The sequence below is a fragment of the uncultured Holdemanella sp. genome, assembly GCF_934772795.1.
Classification (GTDB): domain Bacteria; phylum Bacillota_I; class Bacilli_A; order Erysipelotrichales; family Erysipelotrichaceae; genus Holdemanella.
The window spans coordinates 1-15,859 of sequence record NZ_CAKVMR010000050.1 but is presented as its reverse complement, the minus strand read 5'-3'; the positions used below and the strand labels follow the sequence as shown (position 1 = coordinate 15,859).

The window sequence follows — 15,859 nt, the reverse complement described above, 5'->3', positions numbered from 1 at the left end:
TTCGCATTGATTCCACCAGTAGGAATGAATTTCATTTGCGTATATGGAGCAGCAATCGATTTGATCATCTTTAATCCTCCAGCTGCTTCAGTAGGGAAAAATTTTACTACATCCAAACCTAAACGGTAACATTTCTGTACATCACTAGGCGTACATGTTCCTGGAGTAACAGGTACATTCTTTTCAATGCAGTGTTTTACTACATCTTCATCAAAGCCTGGACTAATAATGAATTGAGCTCCAGCTTCTAATGCTTCATCTACTTGTTCAACAGTTAATACAGTTCCTGCACCGACTAACATTTCTGGGAATTCTTTACGCATGATAGCGATAGATTCTTTGGCTGCAGCAGTTCTAAATGTAACTTCAGCACAAGGAAGACCACCAGCACATAGTGCTTTGGCCAATGGTTTTGCGTCTTTTGCGTCTTCTAATACAACGACTGGTAAAATACCAATCTTTGAAATCTCTTCTAAAATTTTATTCATTGTTTAACCCCTCTTATTTATACTCTAAGTAAGCACCCTTCATAGTACTTGCAGCATGCTCACTAAATAAACGTAATACACCATTTTTATATTTTCTTTCTCTAGGCTTCCAATTTTTACGTCTTTCTGCTAAAATCTCATCAATTTCTTCCATGGATTTGCGTTCACCTTTAACACCAACAATATTTAATTTTCTTTCCATAACGTCGATTTCGATCAAATCGCCCTCTTCAACTAACGCGATTGGACCACCATCTACAGCTTCCGGACTACAATGACCAATTACTGGACCTGTACTTGCGCCAGAGAAACGACCATCTGTAATTAGTGCGATACTCTTACCTAATTCTTTATCACTACTAATAGCTTCAGAAGTATAGAACATTTCTGGCATTCCACTTCCCTTAGGACCTTCATAACGAATAAATACGGCATCACCCTTTTGAACTTTATGCTTTAATACGGCATCTAAACATTCTTCTTCACTATCGAATGGTCTTGCGCGAAGAACAGATTTAAACATTTCTTTTGGACAAGCTGTATGTTTAATAACAGCCCCTTCTGGTGCAAGGTTACCTTTTAATAAGGCAATACTTCCATCGGTACCAATAGCTTTATCATAAGGACGGATAATGTCTTCTTTTGTCAAATTTACATTATAACGTTTATTAAATTCTTGAAGCCATTTATTACATTTTTCATAGAATCCATTTTGTTTCAACTCTTCTAGATTTTCACCCAATGTTTTACCCGTAACTGTCATTACATCTAAGTGCAAGTGTTCTTTGATTTCTTCCATGATAGCTGGAACACCACCTGCATAGTAGAAGCATTCTGCTGGCCAACGTCCTGCAGGACGAACATCTAATAAATAACGTGCATTTCTATGTAAACGATCAAATGTTTCTCCCGTAATTTCAATACCAAATTCATGAGCAATAGCTGGAAGGTGCAACATCGCATTTGTACTTCCTGAAATAGCCGCATGTACTAAAATCGCATTTTCAAAACTATCCATCGTAACAATGTCTGTAGGTTTCATATTTTCCATTTGTGCAATACGAACTGATTGTCTACCAGCTTCCCTTGCGAAGCCTAATAAATCTGGACTTGTTGAAGGCATAAGAGCAGTACCTGGAAGAGCAAGACCTAATGCTTCCGCCATAATTTGCATAGTCGAAGCTGTACCAATAAAAGAACAAGCTCCACAACTTGGACAAGCATTACATTTTGCCCAATCTAATTTAGCTTCATCAATTTCACCACGCTCAAATTTAGCACTGTACATACCCAATTGTTCCAAAGTCAACATTTCAGGTCCCGCATTCATAGTTCCACCAGGAACAAAGATTGAAGGAATATTCACTCTGGCAAGTCCCATTAAATTTCCTGGAACACCTTTATCACAACTTGATAAATAAACACCCGCATCAAATGGTGTGGCATTCGCATGAATTTCAATCATATTGGCGATCATTTCACGGCTTGCTAAACTATAGTTGATTCCATCGGTTCCTTGGCTTTCTCCATCGCAAATATCTGTACAATAATAGCGAGCTCCATAACCGTTTTCTTCGGCAATTCCTTTATGAACTTCTTCAACAAGTACATTTAAGTGACCACTACCTGGGTGACTATCTCCATATGTACTTTCAATCATAACTTGAACTTTACTTAGATCTTCTTTTTTCCAACCTGTTCCAATACGTAATGGATCCAGTTCGGGCGCTAATTTTCTCATTTCTTGACTAATTAACTTCATACTTTTCCTCCTATGCAAATAATGAAATAATTAAACTTATAATCAATGTATCAATGATTTCATTAATATCTAAAATGAATCAACCAGAAACCTGCATCATTAACATGACTTAAAGCAGTAGCTCCACTCTTCAAGAATACATATACATACGGCAGCCGCAATCATCAATCGTGTTAGATTCACTAAAAGGCTGTCTCTTTCATCAACTTTCTTCCTTTATACATCTGATGTTTATTGAAACATGTTCAATTCATCCGACCTTTTAAGGATTAAAAATGCATTTTATGGTTTAAATCCATTTTAAATCATTAATTCATCTGATGTTTATAACGATATATCGTTTCATTTTAAAATGCAATACTATTGTTAAAAAATATTTTTTATTATTTACATCACTTTAACAATCCATTATCATAAATATGTATTAAGAAACGGAGTAAATCATATGATGAATTTATCAGATGAAAAAAGTCTTCCACAAAAGATTTCGGAAGACATCATCTCACTTATATTAGAAGAAAACCTACAACCCGGAGATAAACTTCCCAATGAAACGGTTTTATGTGAAAAATTGAATGCAGGAAGAAGTTCAGTTCGTGAAGCCATGAAGCTACTTGCATCTCGTAATATCGTGACCATCCGTCAGGGTTCTGGAACTTATATTGCCAAAACACCTGGAATGGTGGAAGATCCTTTAGGATTTACCTTTATCTCGAACAAACAAAAATTAGTTCACGATTTATTAGAAGTGCGCTTTTTATTAGAACCATCCATCGCTTCTATGGCTGCCGCCAATGCGGATGAATCGGATATTAAAAAGATCACAAAGCTATGTGATGAAGTCGAAGAATTATTAAACAAGAATGAAGATCACATTCAAAAAGATATTGAATTTCATACAGCTATCGCATTAAGCAGTAAAAACGTGGTTGTTCCACGTCTAGTTCCTGTTATTAATAGTTCGATTCCTTTATTTGTTGAAATGACTCAAAATACATTACGCAAAGAAACAATCGAATCTCACCGTGAAATTGCCGATGCCATCGCGGCACACGATACTTTACGTGCACAAGATGCGATGTATCTACACTTGGTTTACAACCGAAAAACGATTCAACAAAGTATTTAACCTTATTCATTGAAACTGTTTTCCACCTTTTTTACATTTATTTTCATTTTAAAGTTGCCAGTTTCAATGAAATGGTGTATTCTATGCGTATGAACACATCAAGACATTATTACTTTTACTTTAAATAGCCCTGAAAAAAACCATACGTATATGATGGTTGTTTTTAAATTTCAGGGCGTTACACAAAAGCATTTCTAATTCGAAATGCTTTTTTTAACATTAAAGGGATGTTCTAGAAAAGAGGAAATGATATGAAATACGGATTGATAGGTGAGCACTTGGGGCATAGTTTCTCCAAACAAATTCAGACAAGAATTGCAGAGATTGAGAACGTAAAAGAGTATGACTACCAATTGGTAGAATTAAATAAAGAAGAATTCAAAGAATTTATGGAAAAGAAAGATTTCAAAGGAATCAACGTAACTATTCCATATAAAAAGGATGTCATTCCTTACTTAGATGAAATGGATGAGAGTGCCAAGGCTATTGGTGCAGTCAATACTATCATCAATGTAGATGGTAAACTAAAAGGTTTCAACACAGACTTTGGTGGATTCTTATATATGGTGAAAGCCCACAACGTACATATGGAAGGTAAGAAAGTATTAATTATTGGCAATGGTGGTGCTTGTGCTGCTGTGAAAGCTGTTTGTGAACACGAAAACGCAAAAGACATTGTGATTGTGTCAAGAAGTGCAAATCGTGGTGCCATTAGCTATGATGAATTGTATACATCGCATTTAGATGCAGATATTGTTGTGAATACAAGTCCAGTAGGAATGTATCCAAATATTGCGAATACGCCAATCGATGTAAGCTGGTTCCACAAACTAGAATGTGTATTAGATGTTGTATACAATCCAATTCTTACACGTTTATGTTTTGCAGCCCAAGAAGCTAAAATCAAACGTGTAATTGGTTTGGAAATGTTGATTGCGCAAGCCAAATATACATTTGAAATTTTCGAGAACATGTCTTTTGATGATTCCATCATTGATGACATCAAAAAGGAAATGTTGAAAGCTCGTTGTAACATTGTATTTATTGGTATGCCAAGTGCTGGTAAAACTACAATTGGTAAAATGCTTGAACAAAAACTAGGAAAAGAATTCTTTGACTTAGATGACATGATTATTGCCAAAGCTGGAAAAAGCATTCCAGAAATCTTCCAGGAATCTGGAGAAGCTGGATTTAGAGCCATCGAAACCGAAGTTGCGATTGAGGCTAGTAAGATGAACAATAAAATCATTGCGACAGGTGGTGGTGTCGTTAAACATAAAGTCAATATGGACTTCTTGCGTTTAAATGGAATTACGATCTTCATTGATCGTGATATCGATAAATTAATTAGTTCCGATCCAAATCGACCTTTATCAAGTTCTAAACAAGCCCTTCAACAAATGCACAAAGAAAGATACCCATTGTACCAAAAATATGCAACTTATGTAGCTGTCAACAATGCGAATATTGAAGAAACGGTAGACGATATCGTGAATGCCTATCACAGCATTCTAATTGATGCCATTGCAGACTAACTACTCGTTTTCTTTTAAAGGAGAAATCATATGGAAAATCAAGTTACTCAATTATTAAAAGCTATGGTAAAACCAGACTATACAGCTTGTAGCTATGCCTTTATGCAGAATGGAAAAATTGTATGTGCCGATGCGATTGGTGTTATTGATAAAATCAATAATCAGCCTATTACGACGGATTGTACATTTAATGTATGTTCCATTTCTAAAATTTATTGTACTGTATGCGTTATGCAATTAGTGGATGAAGGATTGATTCAACTCGAAGATAAAGTTGCCGATATTCTTCCTGAATTCACAATGAAAGATGAAAGATATAAAGATATCACAGTACGCATGTGCTTAGACCATTCAAGTGGACTTCCAGGTACGCAATGGAAACATTTTAGTGTGAATACAACTTCTAAATTTGACTATTATTCTGAAGTATTAAACTATTTATCAAAAAGCACTCTAAAGGCAGATCCAGGAACTTATAGTACATATTGTAATGATGGATTTACATTAGCGGAAATGGTCGTTTCAAAAGTTCGTAATATGAATTATGAAGATGTCTTAAAGAAATATATTACAGAAAAGATTGGCGCAAAAAGCACCAACCCAAGCTATACGATCAATTCCGATTATCCTTTAGTTTCCGAAGGTAAGAAACCAAAAGAATACTTCCCCATTCAAGGAGCTGGTGGCATTACCACTTCTATGATTGATCTATGTAAGTTTGGACAATTATTTCTAGAACCCAATTCGATTATTAGTGAAGAATCAAAAGCTTTAATGGCTAAATCTTGGGGCTCTACATTTCTAGAATCGGATCTAGGAGCCATTGATTTTGGCCTAGGCTGGGACTTAGTCAGACACCACGATCCAGATTATGATTTTGGTGATGGAGTTCTGGCAAAAGGTGGAAATAGTATGTTCTTTAGTTCAAGACTGATTATTGTTCCAAAATACAATGCCGTATTGGCATTCAGTGAAACACATGATTGTGGACTTGAAGTACCGACAACTTTAATGCGCCTATTCAATACGTATTTAGATAAGAATACATATCCAGATCATTCAGGTATTTATGCGCATGCCTTTGGCTTACAAAAAATCACAACCATCAAATCAAGTATGGTTGTGCAAGATAAAACAGAAAAAGGCTGGATGATGAGTGATTTATTGAATTATTCCGATGGTAAATGGATCAATGAAAAAGGCAACCAGATCTTCTTTGAAGGGGATTATCTTTTAAAGACAACAAGAAATCGTACGGTTGCGTTTAGTCAAAAATCCAAGAAACAAGAATTAAATGCGGTTTGGAAATCTCGATTAAATAAGAAATATATTGTGTGTGATACAACCTATTATGATATTGTAGTCAATCAAATGTTATGCAGTGTTGAATTTAACATGACAGAAAATACAATGTCATTGATTGTTCATGGCAATAAATCCGAACCGATAGTATCTGAATTTCCAATAGAAGTCGTTGACGATACACATGCACGAAGTTATCTAAACACGCCTTGTAACGGTTCTAGAGATCGTATTGAGCCTTATTTTGAAGATGGTAAATTATATTGTGCAAGCTACACTTATATTTGTGAAGATGATATAGAACCATATCATTCTCAATTGTTTGAAAACGAAAATAAGGTTTATAAAATCAACAACGCATTAGAAACTCTACCAACTCTTTGTGAGAATCATCGAATTCTAGTATTAGACTCAAATGGAGATCTATACTATGATTCAATGGATGTTGAAGAATATAAACCTATTGAATCTGGATTTATCATCTTGGTTTAACCTTAACGTGGATGGAAGTAATATACTCCTCCACTTTTTTTGTTTCATGAATATCAATTAATAAAAATTCTAAAAAAGGTCCTTCTATTGTATAATCGTGTTCTTGAATCCAATCTTTCATTTTATAAAATATTTGATTGGTACGATCATAATCCCCTGTGTATGTATACGTACAATACAGACCTTCATCTAGAATAAAATCATACTTTTCTTCTTGTGTTAGTACAAACACACTTGTATAGACATATTCATTATTTTTATATTCTACAATACTTCCTGAATCCATGTTTCCTAATACAGAAATATCTTCTTCCATTGACTCAGTCAGCTTCGTCAATAAGAAATCAATTTTTTCATCTTGATCGATTTTTTCTTTTAAATACCGGCAATATCTTTTGGGATACAACTGAACTTTACATGTATTAAACTCTATATTTTTCGTATGATCTAAAGATTCAATTCGCGTTTGAATTGAACGAAGTGTTGTATTTAATTCTTGAATCTGTTTTTGGATCAATCTTTCTTCTTCTTTTAAAAACACAATTGTATTATTTACACTACGATGATCCAAATATTCTTTGATTTGCGATGTATCATATCCAAGTTTTAAACAGTCACGAATAATATTTAAAATATAAATATCATTCAGTGTATATAAACGATAGTTGGATTTAGAACGAAGAGGACAAATCAACCCTACTTCTTCATAGTATCTAAGTGAATCTGTCTTAATATTGTATAATTTTGCGATTTCATTGATCTTATAATATTTTTTCATACAACCATCCTTGACCTTAGTATTATACCAAGGTTTACACTAACATTGGTGATTTTATGTTGAAACAATATCTTAAGTTTGTCATACCATCCATATGTTCGATGGTTATCTTCAATCTATATACTCTAGTGGACGGTATATTTGTTGCCCACTATGAAGGCGATACGGCATTAGCTTCCATAAATGTAGCAAGTCCATATGTCACAACCATTTTCTCCATTGGAGTCTTATTTGCGATTGGATCAAGTACGGTAATGTCCATCTATCGTGGTGCGAATGAAGAAAGAAAAATGCATGAAGTATTCACTATGAATACCATCACAATTTCTTGTGTAGCTCTATGTATTGCGGTTTTATCTTTTATAAATTCGCATCATATTACTGAATTTCTAGGTGCAAATTCAGACGTATTTAACTATACAGATACATATATAAAAGTGTTATCCTGTTTCTCATTCTTCTATATCGTATCTTATTGTTTTGAAGTTCTTTTAAAGGCCGATGGTTTCCCTCAAAAATCTATTATGGGTATTTGTCTAGGAGCTGGCACAAACTTAATTCTTGACCCTTTATTTATGGGACCCTTGAATATGGGAATTGCAGGTGCTGCACTTGCGACCGGTTTATCACAACTAGTGACTTTCGGCTTCTTCTTTTATCATTTTACGTTTAGTCATAAGTCACATTTTCATTTTGTGAAGGCAAACTATCCATGGCATGAATATTCTAGAATCCTTGCATTAGGATTGCCAGATTGTATTTCTGAAATTTCTCCTGGCATTATGATTACAGTATTTAACTATCGTATCAATCAATTACTTGGAACAAATGGCCTTGTTACTTTTACCGTACTTATGTATATCTATAACTTAGTGTTGATGGTCATGGTTGGAACGAGTCAAGGAACACAGCCTTTGGTCAGTTTCTATTATGGTCGTAATGATAAAAAAGCCGTTTCAACTTTACATAAATATGCTCGTGTCTTAGTATCTTGTGCTGGAGCATTATTGTTCTTAGTTGTCGAAATCTTTGCACCAAATATTACGTCGGCCTTTATTCCAAAAGATACCGCCAATTACTACAATACGATTATAGCCCTTCGTCAATTCAGCTTTGTCTTTCTAATTATGGGCCATGTCGTCATCACAAGTGGTTATATGGTCGCTTTAGAAGAACCTAGAAAAGCTTTCGTACTTTCTATTTCTCGAGGCATTCTGTTTGTCTTATTATCTCTATTTATTTGTACAACACTATTTAAAGAAAATGGTATCTGGATCAGTTGTACGATTTCAGAAATATTCTGTTTAAGCATTGCATTATATGATTTAAAAACACAAAAGAAAATATAAAAGAAGACAGATATTCAGTATAATTTTGAATATCTGTCTTCTCTAATATTAAATACCTAAAAATAAATGGCAGAATAAGGCAGCAAGTAATGCACCTACAAAAGGAGCAATTCCTGGAACTAATAATCCATATTGCCAATCATTATTGGCTTTATTTTTAATTGGTAATAATTGGAAGGCTAAACGAGGACCTAAATCACGAGCTTGATTCATCGCAAATCCAGTTGTTCCTCCTAAACCCATACCAACAGCCCATACGATAAGTCCTACGCCAATTGGTAGTTGTGTTTCATATTTTGTAGCAACCGCTAAAATGGCACTCAAGAAAATTGTAGTGGCAATGGTTTCGACAAAGAAGTTACGAGGTAAATTTCTACAATTTGGATTGGTAGAGAAAATATTACGAATAGCGATTGGATTTACATTTCCTTCGCTTTCTGTAAAGTGGTCTTTATACATGACGTAACAAATCATAGCTGCTACAACGGCACCTAAAAATTCGGCAATGCTGTAGGGAATAAAACATGTCCATGGAAGCATGCCTAAAGCACATTGAGCAAGTACCATGGCAGGATTCATACAAACGCCACCAAAAATATATAGACAAACACTAATGCCAAAGGCCCATGTTGTGATTGCAAAGATGTGTCCACTTCCGTGATATTTTGTGTTTGTCAAAACTTCATCGCAGTGTACGCCCACACCAAATAAGATCATTAGTCCTGTTGATAAAAATTCCGCAATTAAATTATGTAACATAAATTCAAATTTCCTTCCTTAAATATTTACAACGACACCCAAGCCATCAGGAATGACGGCAACTTTGGCATCTTTTCCTTTTATTTCAAACGCTTTTTGTAAAGCTTCATCGACAGTTGTAGCTAAATCCATATGCATATCTTTCACAAGTTGAGGATCCACTAAATCTGAAACCAAAATAACTTTATGATGTGCTAAAATACGTGCACAAATTTGTGATGTCCATTGATCTGGAACTGTTTCTAAACGAGGAGTATTGATTGCCTTTTGTTCAAATTCTTCTGGATCTTTTACATCCGCAATATTGTGGTAGAATCCAATACCTCCATGTCCATCACGACATCCTGCAATCATGATAATAATACCATCGGGATTTAATGTAGCTTCAGCGGCTGTCATTCCTTTAATGGCTTGATAAATATTTTGATCCAAAGGATAACCACCATTGGTACTGATTGCGATATCACAATCTACTTTATTTACACTTGCCAAAGAACGAACGAAATCACAACCTTTTTCATGTGCCTTTTCCATATCTCCCGCAAAAGAACCAATAATTTCATGATTTCCATTTAATACAACATTGACAATGAAGGCTAGTTTGGCAGTTCTTGCCGCATATACCATATCTTCATGAACCAAATTGTGTTTTAAATTTCCTGGACGTGACATTTTATCATTGATAAATTCACCACTGTGATTTGCCATGATGGTTTTATAAGATGCGATACCAGGCAATACAGATTTTCTTCCTCCAGAGAATCCTGCAAAGAAGTGGGCTTCAATAAATCCTTCAGAAATCAATAAGTCTGCTTCAGCTGCCACTTTATTAATAATGCAGTCCCCTCCACTTGGTAATTTTCCAATTTTTACCATGGAAGAATCATCTGTCGATACATGCATAACAATTTCTTCATTTTTTACAATTTCTTCTCCATATTTAGCTACTAGCTCTTCATGTGTACTTTCTCTATGAAATCCAGTCGCAACTAAAATACGAATACGAGCATCTGGGGATACACTACGAATTCTTCTTAAAAGAATAGGTGTAATAATTTTTGAAGGCACTGGACGCGTGTGGTCTGAACTAATAATGACCACATTTTTCTTGCCTTTAGCTAATTCTTCTAAACTCTTTGAACCAATTGGATTATCCAACGATTGTTCCACAATTTCATTTTCTGAAAGTGAAGTTTTATAATCACTTTGTCTTCCCTCTAGTACTCCAGCTAGATTCTTATCTTCTAATTTGATCTTCATTTGGCCTTTATCATAAGGCACATTCATTTCAAACATTTTTATCTCTCCTTTTATTCATGGATTAATATAATCCGAAACATTCAATTGCGAAACACCATCCGTTGTTAACGTTTGTTGTTTCGTAAAATTTGGAGTATTGTTATAATGCGGAACTGGTAAAGGAGAGCGAATATGGACAATGAGTACTTATTAACCTTTTTAAAGAAAAAAAATGTAGCAACCATCAAGAAAAAGAAGCATACCTATTTAACGTATTATGGACTTGAACAACAAGATACTTATGTATTAAAAGATGGTGTCGTCAAAACAAGTGTCATTTTACCAGATGGTCGTGAATTCAACATTTCTTATATCAATACCCCAGACATACTATCTTTATTAAGAGATCAAGTAAGTCAATATACATCCGCACCATTCAATGTTCGTATTGAAAGTGATGTGGCAACATTTTATCGTATTCCTAGAGTATTATTTTGGGATTATGTGAGCCAAGATAAAAAGCTACAGGATTATGTCAATTCGTATTATAGAGAAAAATTATCTGAAACTATTTTCCGCCAACAAATCATGATGATGAATGGAAAAACAGGTGCAATATGCTCCTTCTTATATCAATTAATCCATTTATTTGGTCGAAAAGTAGAGGCAGGTGTTCTTATTGATTTTCAAATCACAAATGATGATATTGCAGGATTTTGTGGAATCTCCACTCGTAATAGTGTGAGTCGAATTATCTGTAAATTAAAAGAGGAAGGCATCATTAAGATTGTGAATCAAAAAATATTAATTTTAGATGTGGATTACTTAAAACAATATATACAATGTTAAGTATGAATATGTCCATATATCCTTACCAAGTATTTTTTAGAAGAAGAGGTATTTAATGATGAATAGTATCACAAAAAAACTAGTATCATGCGCTTTATGCATCGCTTTAGGTGTATTACTTCCTATAGCATTTCATGTTATCCCAAATGCTGGAAGCATATTCTTACCTATGCACATTCCTGTATTGATTTGCGGATTATTTTGTGGATGGCCATATGGTTTGGCATGTGGAATTATCACACCATTTATTTCAAGCGTAATGACAGGTATGCCTCCTGCAATGATGTTGCCTAAAATGATTATTGAGCTTGGTGTTTATGGCCTTGCAGCTGGTTTATGTACACAATATATCCCACAAAAAAATGAAATGACTAAATTATATATGAGTTTGATTCTTGCGATGCTTGCAGGAAGAATCGTAAATGGATTAGTCAATACATTTGTATTAAGCACACAAGGCTATACATTATCTGTATTTATGACAGCAAGCTTTATCACTTGCCTTCCAGGAATCATCATTCAATTGATTATCATTCCTGTTTTAGTGCGTATTCTAAATAAGAGTATCTATAAACAACCAGAAAAAGTTTTAGCTTAATGAAACAAAAAGACCGAATATTCAGATTTAAATCTGACATTCGGTCTTTTCTTATTGTCGATCAAAATATTTCTTACCCGCATCCGGATTGAAATACGTACGGATATATCCATCGGTGGATACAACCACAAATTCATTGGTATCTTCTTTGTAGTATACATCATCTCCATCTTCCTTTTCCGTTTTATGTAAGGATTCTGGATCATTCACAACATCACTTGCACTCGATTCATATTCTTCACTGGATGAAAATCCCATTTCTTTACCATGTTTTTCATAGTGTGATTCTAACAACTCTTCATTTCGAAAATGATATTCTTGATAATCAGCGACAACTTGTTTATCGCATCCAGTAGGAAGTACAAGTGAGAATATACAAAGGAATAGTAGTAAATATTTATTGATGATTCTTTTCATATTGTTCTTTGTACTCCTTTAAACTTAATTTATTCGCTCCTCCAGAAAGTGTAGGATCATGATATTGACTTTTATCATCTTCCCATCCACATACCGGACAAATTTCATAGCTTCCTGGTCCTGATTTAAACGTATACTTTCCACAAACTGGACATTTAAATGCGAAAACATTAGATAGTGTAATAAGTACATTATCCATATCGATTGGTTTTGCGATATAGCCATTCATGCCTATGGATAAAGCTTTTTGTTTATCCTCTTCAAAGGCATTGGCACTCATCGCAACAATTGGAATGTTGCTAAATTTACGGATTTCTTGAGTTGCTTGATAACCATCCATATTTGGCATTTGAATATCCATCAAAATAAGATCATACTTATTTTCTTTAGCTTTTTTAACACAAGCAACACCATCACTCACACGATCTATACTAAAATATTCACCCAACAGAGTAAGTGCAATTTCCGCATTTAAATCGTTGTCTTCAGCAAGTAAGATGTGTTTTTCTTTAAGATCTATAATATTCGTTTCTTGTTTATTCTCGAGCTCATTTTCACTAGCTATTTCGAACTGAAATTTAATTCGAGTTGTTGTTCCTTGATTAACTTGACTTGAAATTTCAATTGTACCATGCATTAATTCAACCAAAGATTTCACAATTGATAAGCCAAGTCCTGTACCTTTTACACTTGTTTGTGCACCTGATTTTTCTCTTGAAAAATCCTCAAAGGCATGTGGAAGATATTCTTCACTCATTCCAATACCTGTATCTTGAATCATGCATTGGAAAGATCCAGATTCTACTTCTTCTAAACGAATCAAAACCATACCTTTATCCGTATATTTAACGGAGTTTCCTACAATGTTCAACAATATTTCTTCAAGCTTAATTGAATCGCAATAAATATATGGGTGTTGAATATTGGTTGTACATTGATATTCTAAGCCTTTTTCATGTGCTAATTTTTCAAAGACAGAATTCATAGATTCAATAATATCATATATATTACATACCTTTATATTCAACGTTTCTTTTCCACTTTCAATGCGTGCCATTTCTAAAATGGAATTGATTAAATCCAAAAGAAATTTACTAGAAGAACGAATTTTGGATAGATAATCTTTTTCTTTTTCTGCATTTCCAATATTCTTTTCCATCAATTCCGTATATCCCATGATTGCGTTCATTGGCGTACGGATATCGTGTGACATACTGAATAAGAAACGTGATTTTGCAGCACTTGCTTCTTGTGCTTTTTTTGCCTGTAATTCAATTTGACTTGCATATTCTAAATCTTTGCGATGGCGAATCTCAAGTTGGGCAATGGCTGCCGTCACAAGAAAATCAATTAGAATACTTGCGACAACAAGGTTAATCATTAGATATTGATTGATCCAACCTTGTTTTGGAACAATTTCAAAATTCCACTTATTATTTGGAAGTTTACACTTTATCAATAGTGTATTTGAATCTATGTCGTTTGTACTTTTTGAAACAATGATCTTTTCATTTGTATTACGATCCTTTTTCCAAATCACAAAATCATAGGATGCTTTTTCTAAATCACTTAAGTGAATTTCATCTAAGAAAACATCCCAGTCAATAACTAGAATGGAAAATCCCCAAAATTCATCATTCACATAGATAGGATCATATAATAGGGCACCTTTTCCACCTTGTTTAAGATCATAAGGACCTTCAAGCGTATATTTCTTTGTGTCTTTTGCCAAAGTAGCTGCCTGTTTACGATCACGCTCTATCAACATATTCATGCCAATAACTTCTTTATTTTCCTTAAGTGGATATACATTTTGAATCACACCATTTGGAGCTAGTTCAATTGTTTTAATGGCAGGATCATCTCCATATAATCTAGACGCAATTGATTGAAAATAGGCATCGTTTAATTCAATGCCCGATTCGATCGTTTTCTTTAAAAACTCCACTTTTTCTATGTATGTCTCTAATTTCATTTCAACACGATCAATGGTTGATTTTACTGTATATTCAGCCTTTAATTTTTCTTGTGTGATCACACTATTTCGGATAAATAAACATGCTGTATTGGTTACAACAGAAATCAACACAAAAAGAATCAGGATTCGATAAACTATATTTTTATTTTTCATGTTTTTATTATAAACCCTCACGCATCTTTTTTTTCAAATTTTGTACCATAATGATCCTGTATGGCTTGCCAATCCATAAACAAAACGTAGAACACTCTGCCTAGTCTATCACTTTCCACAATTCTTCCTTGATCAAGTACTAAAATATAAGTTCCATCGGCTTTTCGTAGATGATAATGAATATAATCATCTTCACTTCCACTTTCGATTTGGTGCCAGATACTAGCTTCTACCGATTCTTGTTGATCTTCACGAATCAAATTGCGGAAACTTTTATTTGTGCCTTTAAATAATGCATCTAAATTTTCATATCCAGCCATATCCAAGAATTCTTTATTGGCATAAAAGATTTCATCATCTGATTTATCCGCCTTATATATCATAAAGGCTCCAGGTAAATTTTCAGATATGTCATTTAACACAAAGCCAAGTTGTTTACGAACACCCGATTGAAGTCCTTCTTTATATGCCATACAACCATTCTTACCATGAAGTTTTACTTCATAAAGAGCCGCATCAGCACAACGCATCAATTGAGATCTTTCTGAAGCATTATCTGGATATTCTGCATATCCAAGTGATATACAAAAGGAATATATTTGTCCATGGTAAATGAATGTTTTCGGTAGTTTTGTGAATTCAATCAACAAGTCCTTATATTCATTCGGTAAAAGAATACAGAATTCATCTCCACCATTTCTTCCTAGAAGAGCAGTGGTTGGAAAAAATTCCTGCATACTTTTGGCTAGGCTTATTAAAGCTCTATCCCCATATTCATGTCCATACATATCATTCACAATTTTAAAATCATCCACATCTAACATGGCAGCTACATAATGTGTTTGAGGATTTTTTGAAATCATTTTATCTGCCAACTCATCAAATCCATACCTTTTTAAAGCTATTTCCTGTGCTGTTTTATGATCCATTATAAATTTTCCTCCTTACAGCGACGGTAGTGTCAAAAATCAACATTTTGATACAAATACAACTACCTTGATTTATTTGTATTTATCTTTAAGTTGTTTCCC

Annotated in this window: 14 protein-coding genes; 6 read left to right on the top strand and 8 right to left on the bottom strand. The window is 34.1% G+C overall.

Features of this window, described 5'->3' with window-relative positions:
• Both eda and ilvD read right to left on the bottom strand, forming a co-directional pair.
• Positions 1–488: bifunctional 4-hydroxy-2-oxoglutarate aldolase/2-dehydro-3-deoxy-phosphogluconate aldolase (gene eda / locus Q0F04_RS08955; protein WP_295752527.1), on the bottom strand; the 488-nt coding region annotated here is incomplete at its 3' end.
• A gap of 13 nt (positions 489–501) precedes the next feature.
• Complete coding sequence (ilvD, locus tag Q0F04_RS08950) at positions 502–2,250, bottom strand: dihydroxy-acid dehydratase (RefSeq protein WP_295752524.1); 1,749 nt, start codon at positions 2,248–2,250, stop codon at positions 502–504.
• A gap of 445 nt (positions 2,251–2,695) precedes the next feature.
• Here ilvD and Q0F04_RS08945 point away from each other — a divergent pair, with 445 nt between their 5' ends.
• The 3 genes from Q0F04_RS08945 to Q0F04_RS08935 all read left to right on the top strand — a co-directional run bounded on the left by Q0F04_RS08945 (position 2,696) and on the right by Q0F04_RS08935 (position 6,708).
• Positions 2,696–3,379 (top strand): FadR/GntR family transcriptional regulator, encoded by a 684-nt coding sequence (locus tag Q0F04_RS08945; protein WP_295752522.1) that lies wholly within the window; start codon positions 2,696–2,698, stop codon positions 3,377–3,379.
• Between the two features lie 251 nt (positions 3,380–3,630).
• The gene (locus Q0F04_RS08940) at positions 3,631–4,914 is read left to right on the top strand and encodes a shikimate kinase (RefSeq protein WP_295752519.1); all 1,284 of its coding nucleotides are present in this window, start codon (positions 3,631–3,633) and stop codon (positions 4,912–4,914) included.
• A 30-nt stretch (positions 4,915–4,944) separates the two neighbouring features.
• Positions 4,945–6,708 (top strand): serine hydrolase domain-containing protein, encoded by a 1,764-nt coding sequence (locus tag Q0F04_RS08935; RefSeq protein ID WP_295752517.1) that lies wholly within the window; start codon positions 4,945–4,947, stop codon positions 6,706–6,708.
• On the opposite strand, the gene Q0F04_RS08930 is transcribed toward Q0F04_RS08935, so the two are convergent.
• Positions 6,695–7,486: a MerR family transcriptional regulator gene (locus Q0F04_RS08930; RefSeq protein WP_295752514.1), complete on the bottom strand. Its 792-nt coding sequence runs from the start codon at positions 7,484–7,486 to the stop codon at positions 6,695–6,697. The genes Q0F04_RS08935 and Q0F04_RS08930 overlap by 14 nt on opposite strands.
• A gap of 56 nt (positions 7,487–7,542) precedes the next feature.
• Between Q0F04_RS08930 and Q0F04_RS08925 the strand changes: the two genes are divergently transcribed.
• Positions 7,543–8,835: an MATE family efflux transporter gene (locus Q0F04_RS08925; protein ID WP_295752511.1), complete on the top strand. Its 1,293-nt coding sequence runs from the start codon at positions 7,543–7,545 to the stop codon at positions 8,833–8,835.
• Positions 8,836–8,883: 48 nt separating this feature from the next.
• Here the strand turns inward: Q0F04_RS08925 and larD are convergent, their stop codons facing one another.
• Together larD and larA are read right to left on the bottom strand one after the other, a co-directional pair.
• Positions 8,884–9,594, bottom strand: a complete 711-nt coding sequence (gene larD / locus Q0F04_RS08920) for a D/L-lactic acid transporter LarD (protein WP_117571966.1) — start codon at positions 9,592–9,594, stop codon at positions 8,884–8,886.
• An 18-nt stretch (positions 9,595–9,612) separates the two neighbouring features.
• Entirely contained in the window at positions 9,613–10,890 is a 1,278-nt protein-coding gene (gene larA, locus Q0F04_RS08915) for a nickel-dependent lactate racemase (protein WP_295752508.1), read from the bottom strand.
• A gap of 135 nt (positions 10,891–11,025) precedes the next feature.
• Here larA and Q0F04_RS08910 point away from each other — a divergent pair, with 135 nt between their 5' ends.
• Together Q0F04_RS08910 and Q0F04_RS08905 are read left to right on the top strand one after the other, a co-directional pair.
• A complete protein-coding gene (locus Q0F04_RS08910) occupies positions 11,026–11,682 on the top strand; it encodes a Crp/Fnr family transcriptional regulator (RefSeq protein ID WP_295752505.1) in 657 nt (218 codons plus the stop codon).
• 55 nt (positions 11,683–11,737) lie between these two features.
• Positions 11,738–12,280, top strand: a complete 543-nt coding sequence (locus Q0F04_RS08905) for an ECF transporter S component (protein ID WP_366510384.1) — start codon at positions 11,738–11,740, stop codon at positions 12,278–12,280.
• Between the two features lie 51 nt (positions 12,281–12,331).
• Here the strand turns inward: Q0F04_RS08905 and Q0F04_RS08900 are convergent, their stop codons facing one another.
• Genes Q0F04_RS08900 through Q0F04_RS08890 form a run of 3 tightly spaced genes read right to left on the bottom strand, consistent with a single transcriptional unit; the run spans position 12,332 to position 15,757 of the window.
• Complete coding sequence (locus Q0F04_RS08900) at positions 12,332–12,697, bottom strand: hypothetical protein (protein WP_295752502.1); 366 nt, start codon at positions 12,695–12,697, stop codon at positions 12,332–12,334.
• Positions 12,678–14,828 carry an ATP-binding protein gene (locus tag Q0F04_RS08895; protein WP_295752500.1) on the bottom strand — a complete coding sequence of 717 codons (2,151 nt, stop codon included), beginning with the start codon at positions 14,826–14,828 and terminating at the stop codon, positions 12,678–12,680. Before Q0F04_RS08895 ends, Q0F04_RS08900 begins: the two co-directional genes overlap by 20 nt.
• A 17-nt stretch (positions 14,829–14,845) precedes the next feature.
• A complete protein-coding gene (locus Q0F04_RS08890) occupies positions 14,846–15,757 on the bottom strand; it encodes a diguanylate cyclase (RefSeq protein WP_295752498.1) in 912 nt (303 codons plus the stop codon).
• Positions 15,758–15,859 lie beyond the last annotated feature (102 nt).

What these genes read in the sequence shown, in the direction of transcription:
- ilvD (WP_295752524.1), bottom strand. Translation starts at nt 2,250, where the DNA reads ATGAAGTTAATTAGTCAAGAAATGAGAAAATTAGCGCCCGAACTGGAT.
- Q0F04_RS08945 (WP_295752522.1), top strand. Translation starts at nt 2,696, where the DNA reads ATGATGAATTTATCAGATGAAAAAAGTCTTCCACAAAAGATTTCGGAA.
- Q0F04_RS08940 (WP_295752519.1), top strand. Translation starts at nt 3,631, where the DNA reads ATGAAATACGGATTGATAGGTGAGCACTTGGGGCATAGTTTCTCCAAA.
- Q0F04_RS08935 (WP_295752517.1), top strand. Translation starts at nt 4,945, where the DNA reads ATGGAAAATCAAGTTACTCAATTATTAAAAGCTATGGTAAAACCAGAC.
- Q0F04_RS08930 (WP_295752514.1), bottom strand. Translation starts at nt 7,486, where the DNA reads ATGAAAAAATATTATAAGATCAATGAAATCGCAAAATTATACAATATT.
- Q0F04_RS08925 (WP_295752511.1), top strand. Translation starts at nt 7,543, where the DNA reads ATGTTGAAACAATATCTTAAGTTTGTCATACCATCCATATGTTCGATG.
- larD (WP_117571966.1), bottom strand. Translation starts at nt 9,594, where the DNA reads ATGTTACATAATTTAATTGCGGAATTTTTATCAACAGGACTAATGATC.
- larA (WP_295752508.1), bottom strand. Translation starts at nt 10,890, where the DNA reads ATGTTTGAAATGAATGTGCCTTATGATAAAGGCCAAATGAAGATCAAA.
- Q0F04_RS08910 (WP_295752505.1), top strand. Translation starts at nt 11,026, where the DNA reads ATGGACAATGAGTACTTATTAACCTTTTTAAAGAAAAAAAATGTAGCA.
- Q0F04_RS08905 (WP_366510384.1), top strand. Translation starts at nt 11,738, where the DNA reads ATGATGAATAGTATCACAAAAAAACTAGTATCATGCGCTTTATGCATC.
- Q0F04_RS08900 (WP_295752502.1), bottom strand. Translation starts at nt 12,697, where the DNA reads ATGAAAAGAATCATCAATAAATATTTACTACTATTCCTTTGTATATTC.
- Q0F04_RS08895 (WP_295752500.1), bottom strand. Translation starts at nt 14,828, where the DNA reads ATGAAAAATAAAAATATAGTTTATCGAATCCTGATTCTTTTTGTGTTG.
- Q0F04_RS08890 (WP_295752498.1), bottom strand. Translation starts at nt 15,757, where the DNA reads ATGGATCATAAAACAGCACAGGAAATAGCTTTAAAAAGGTATGGATTT.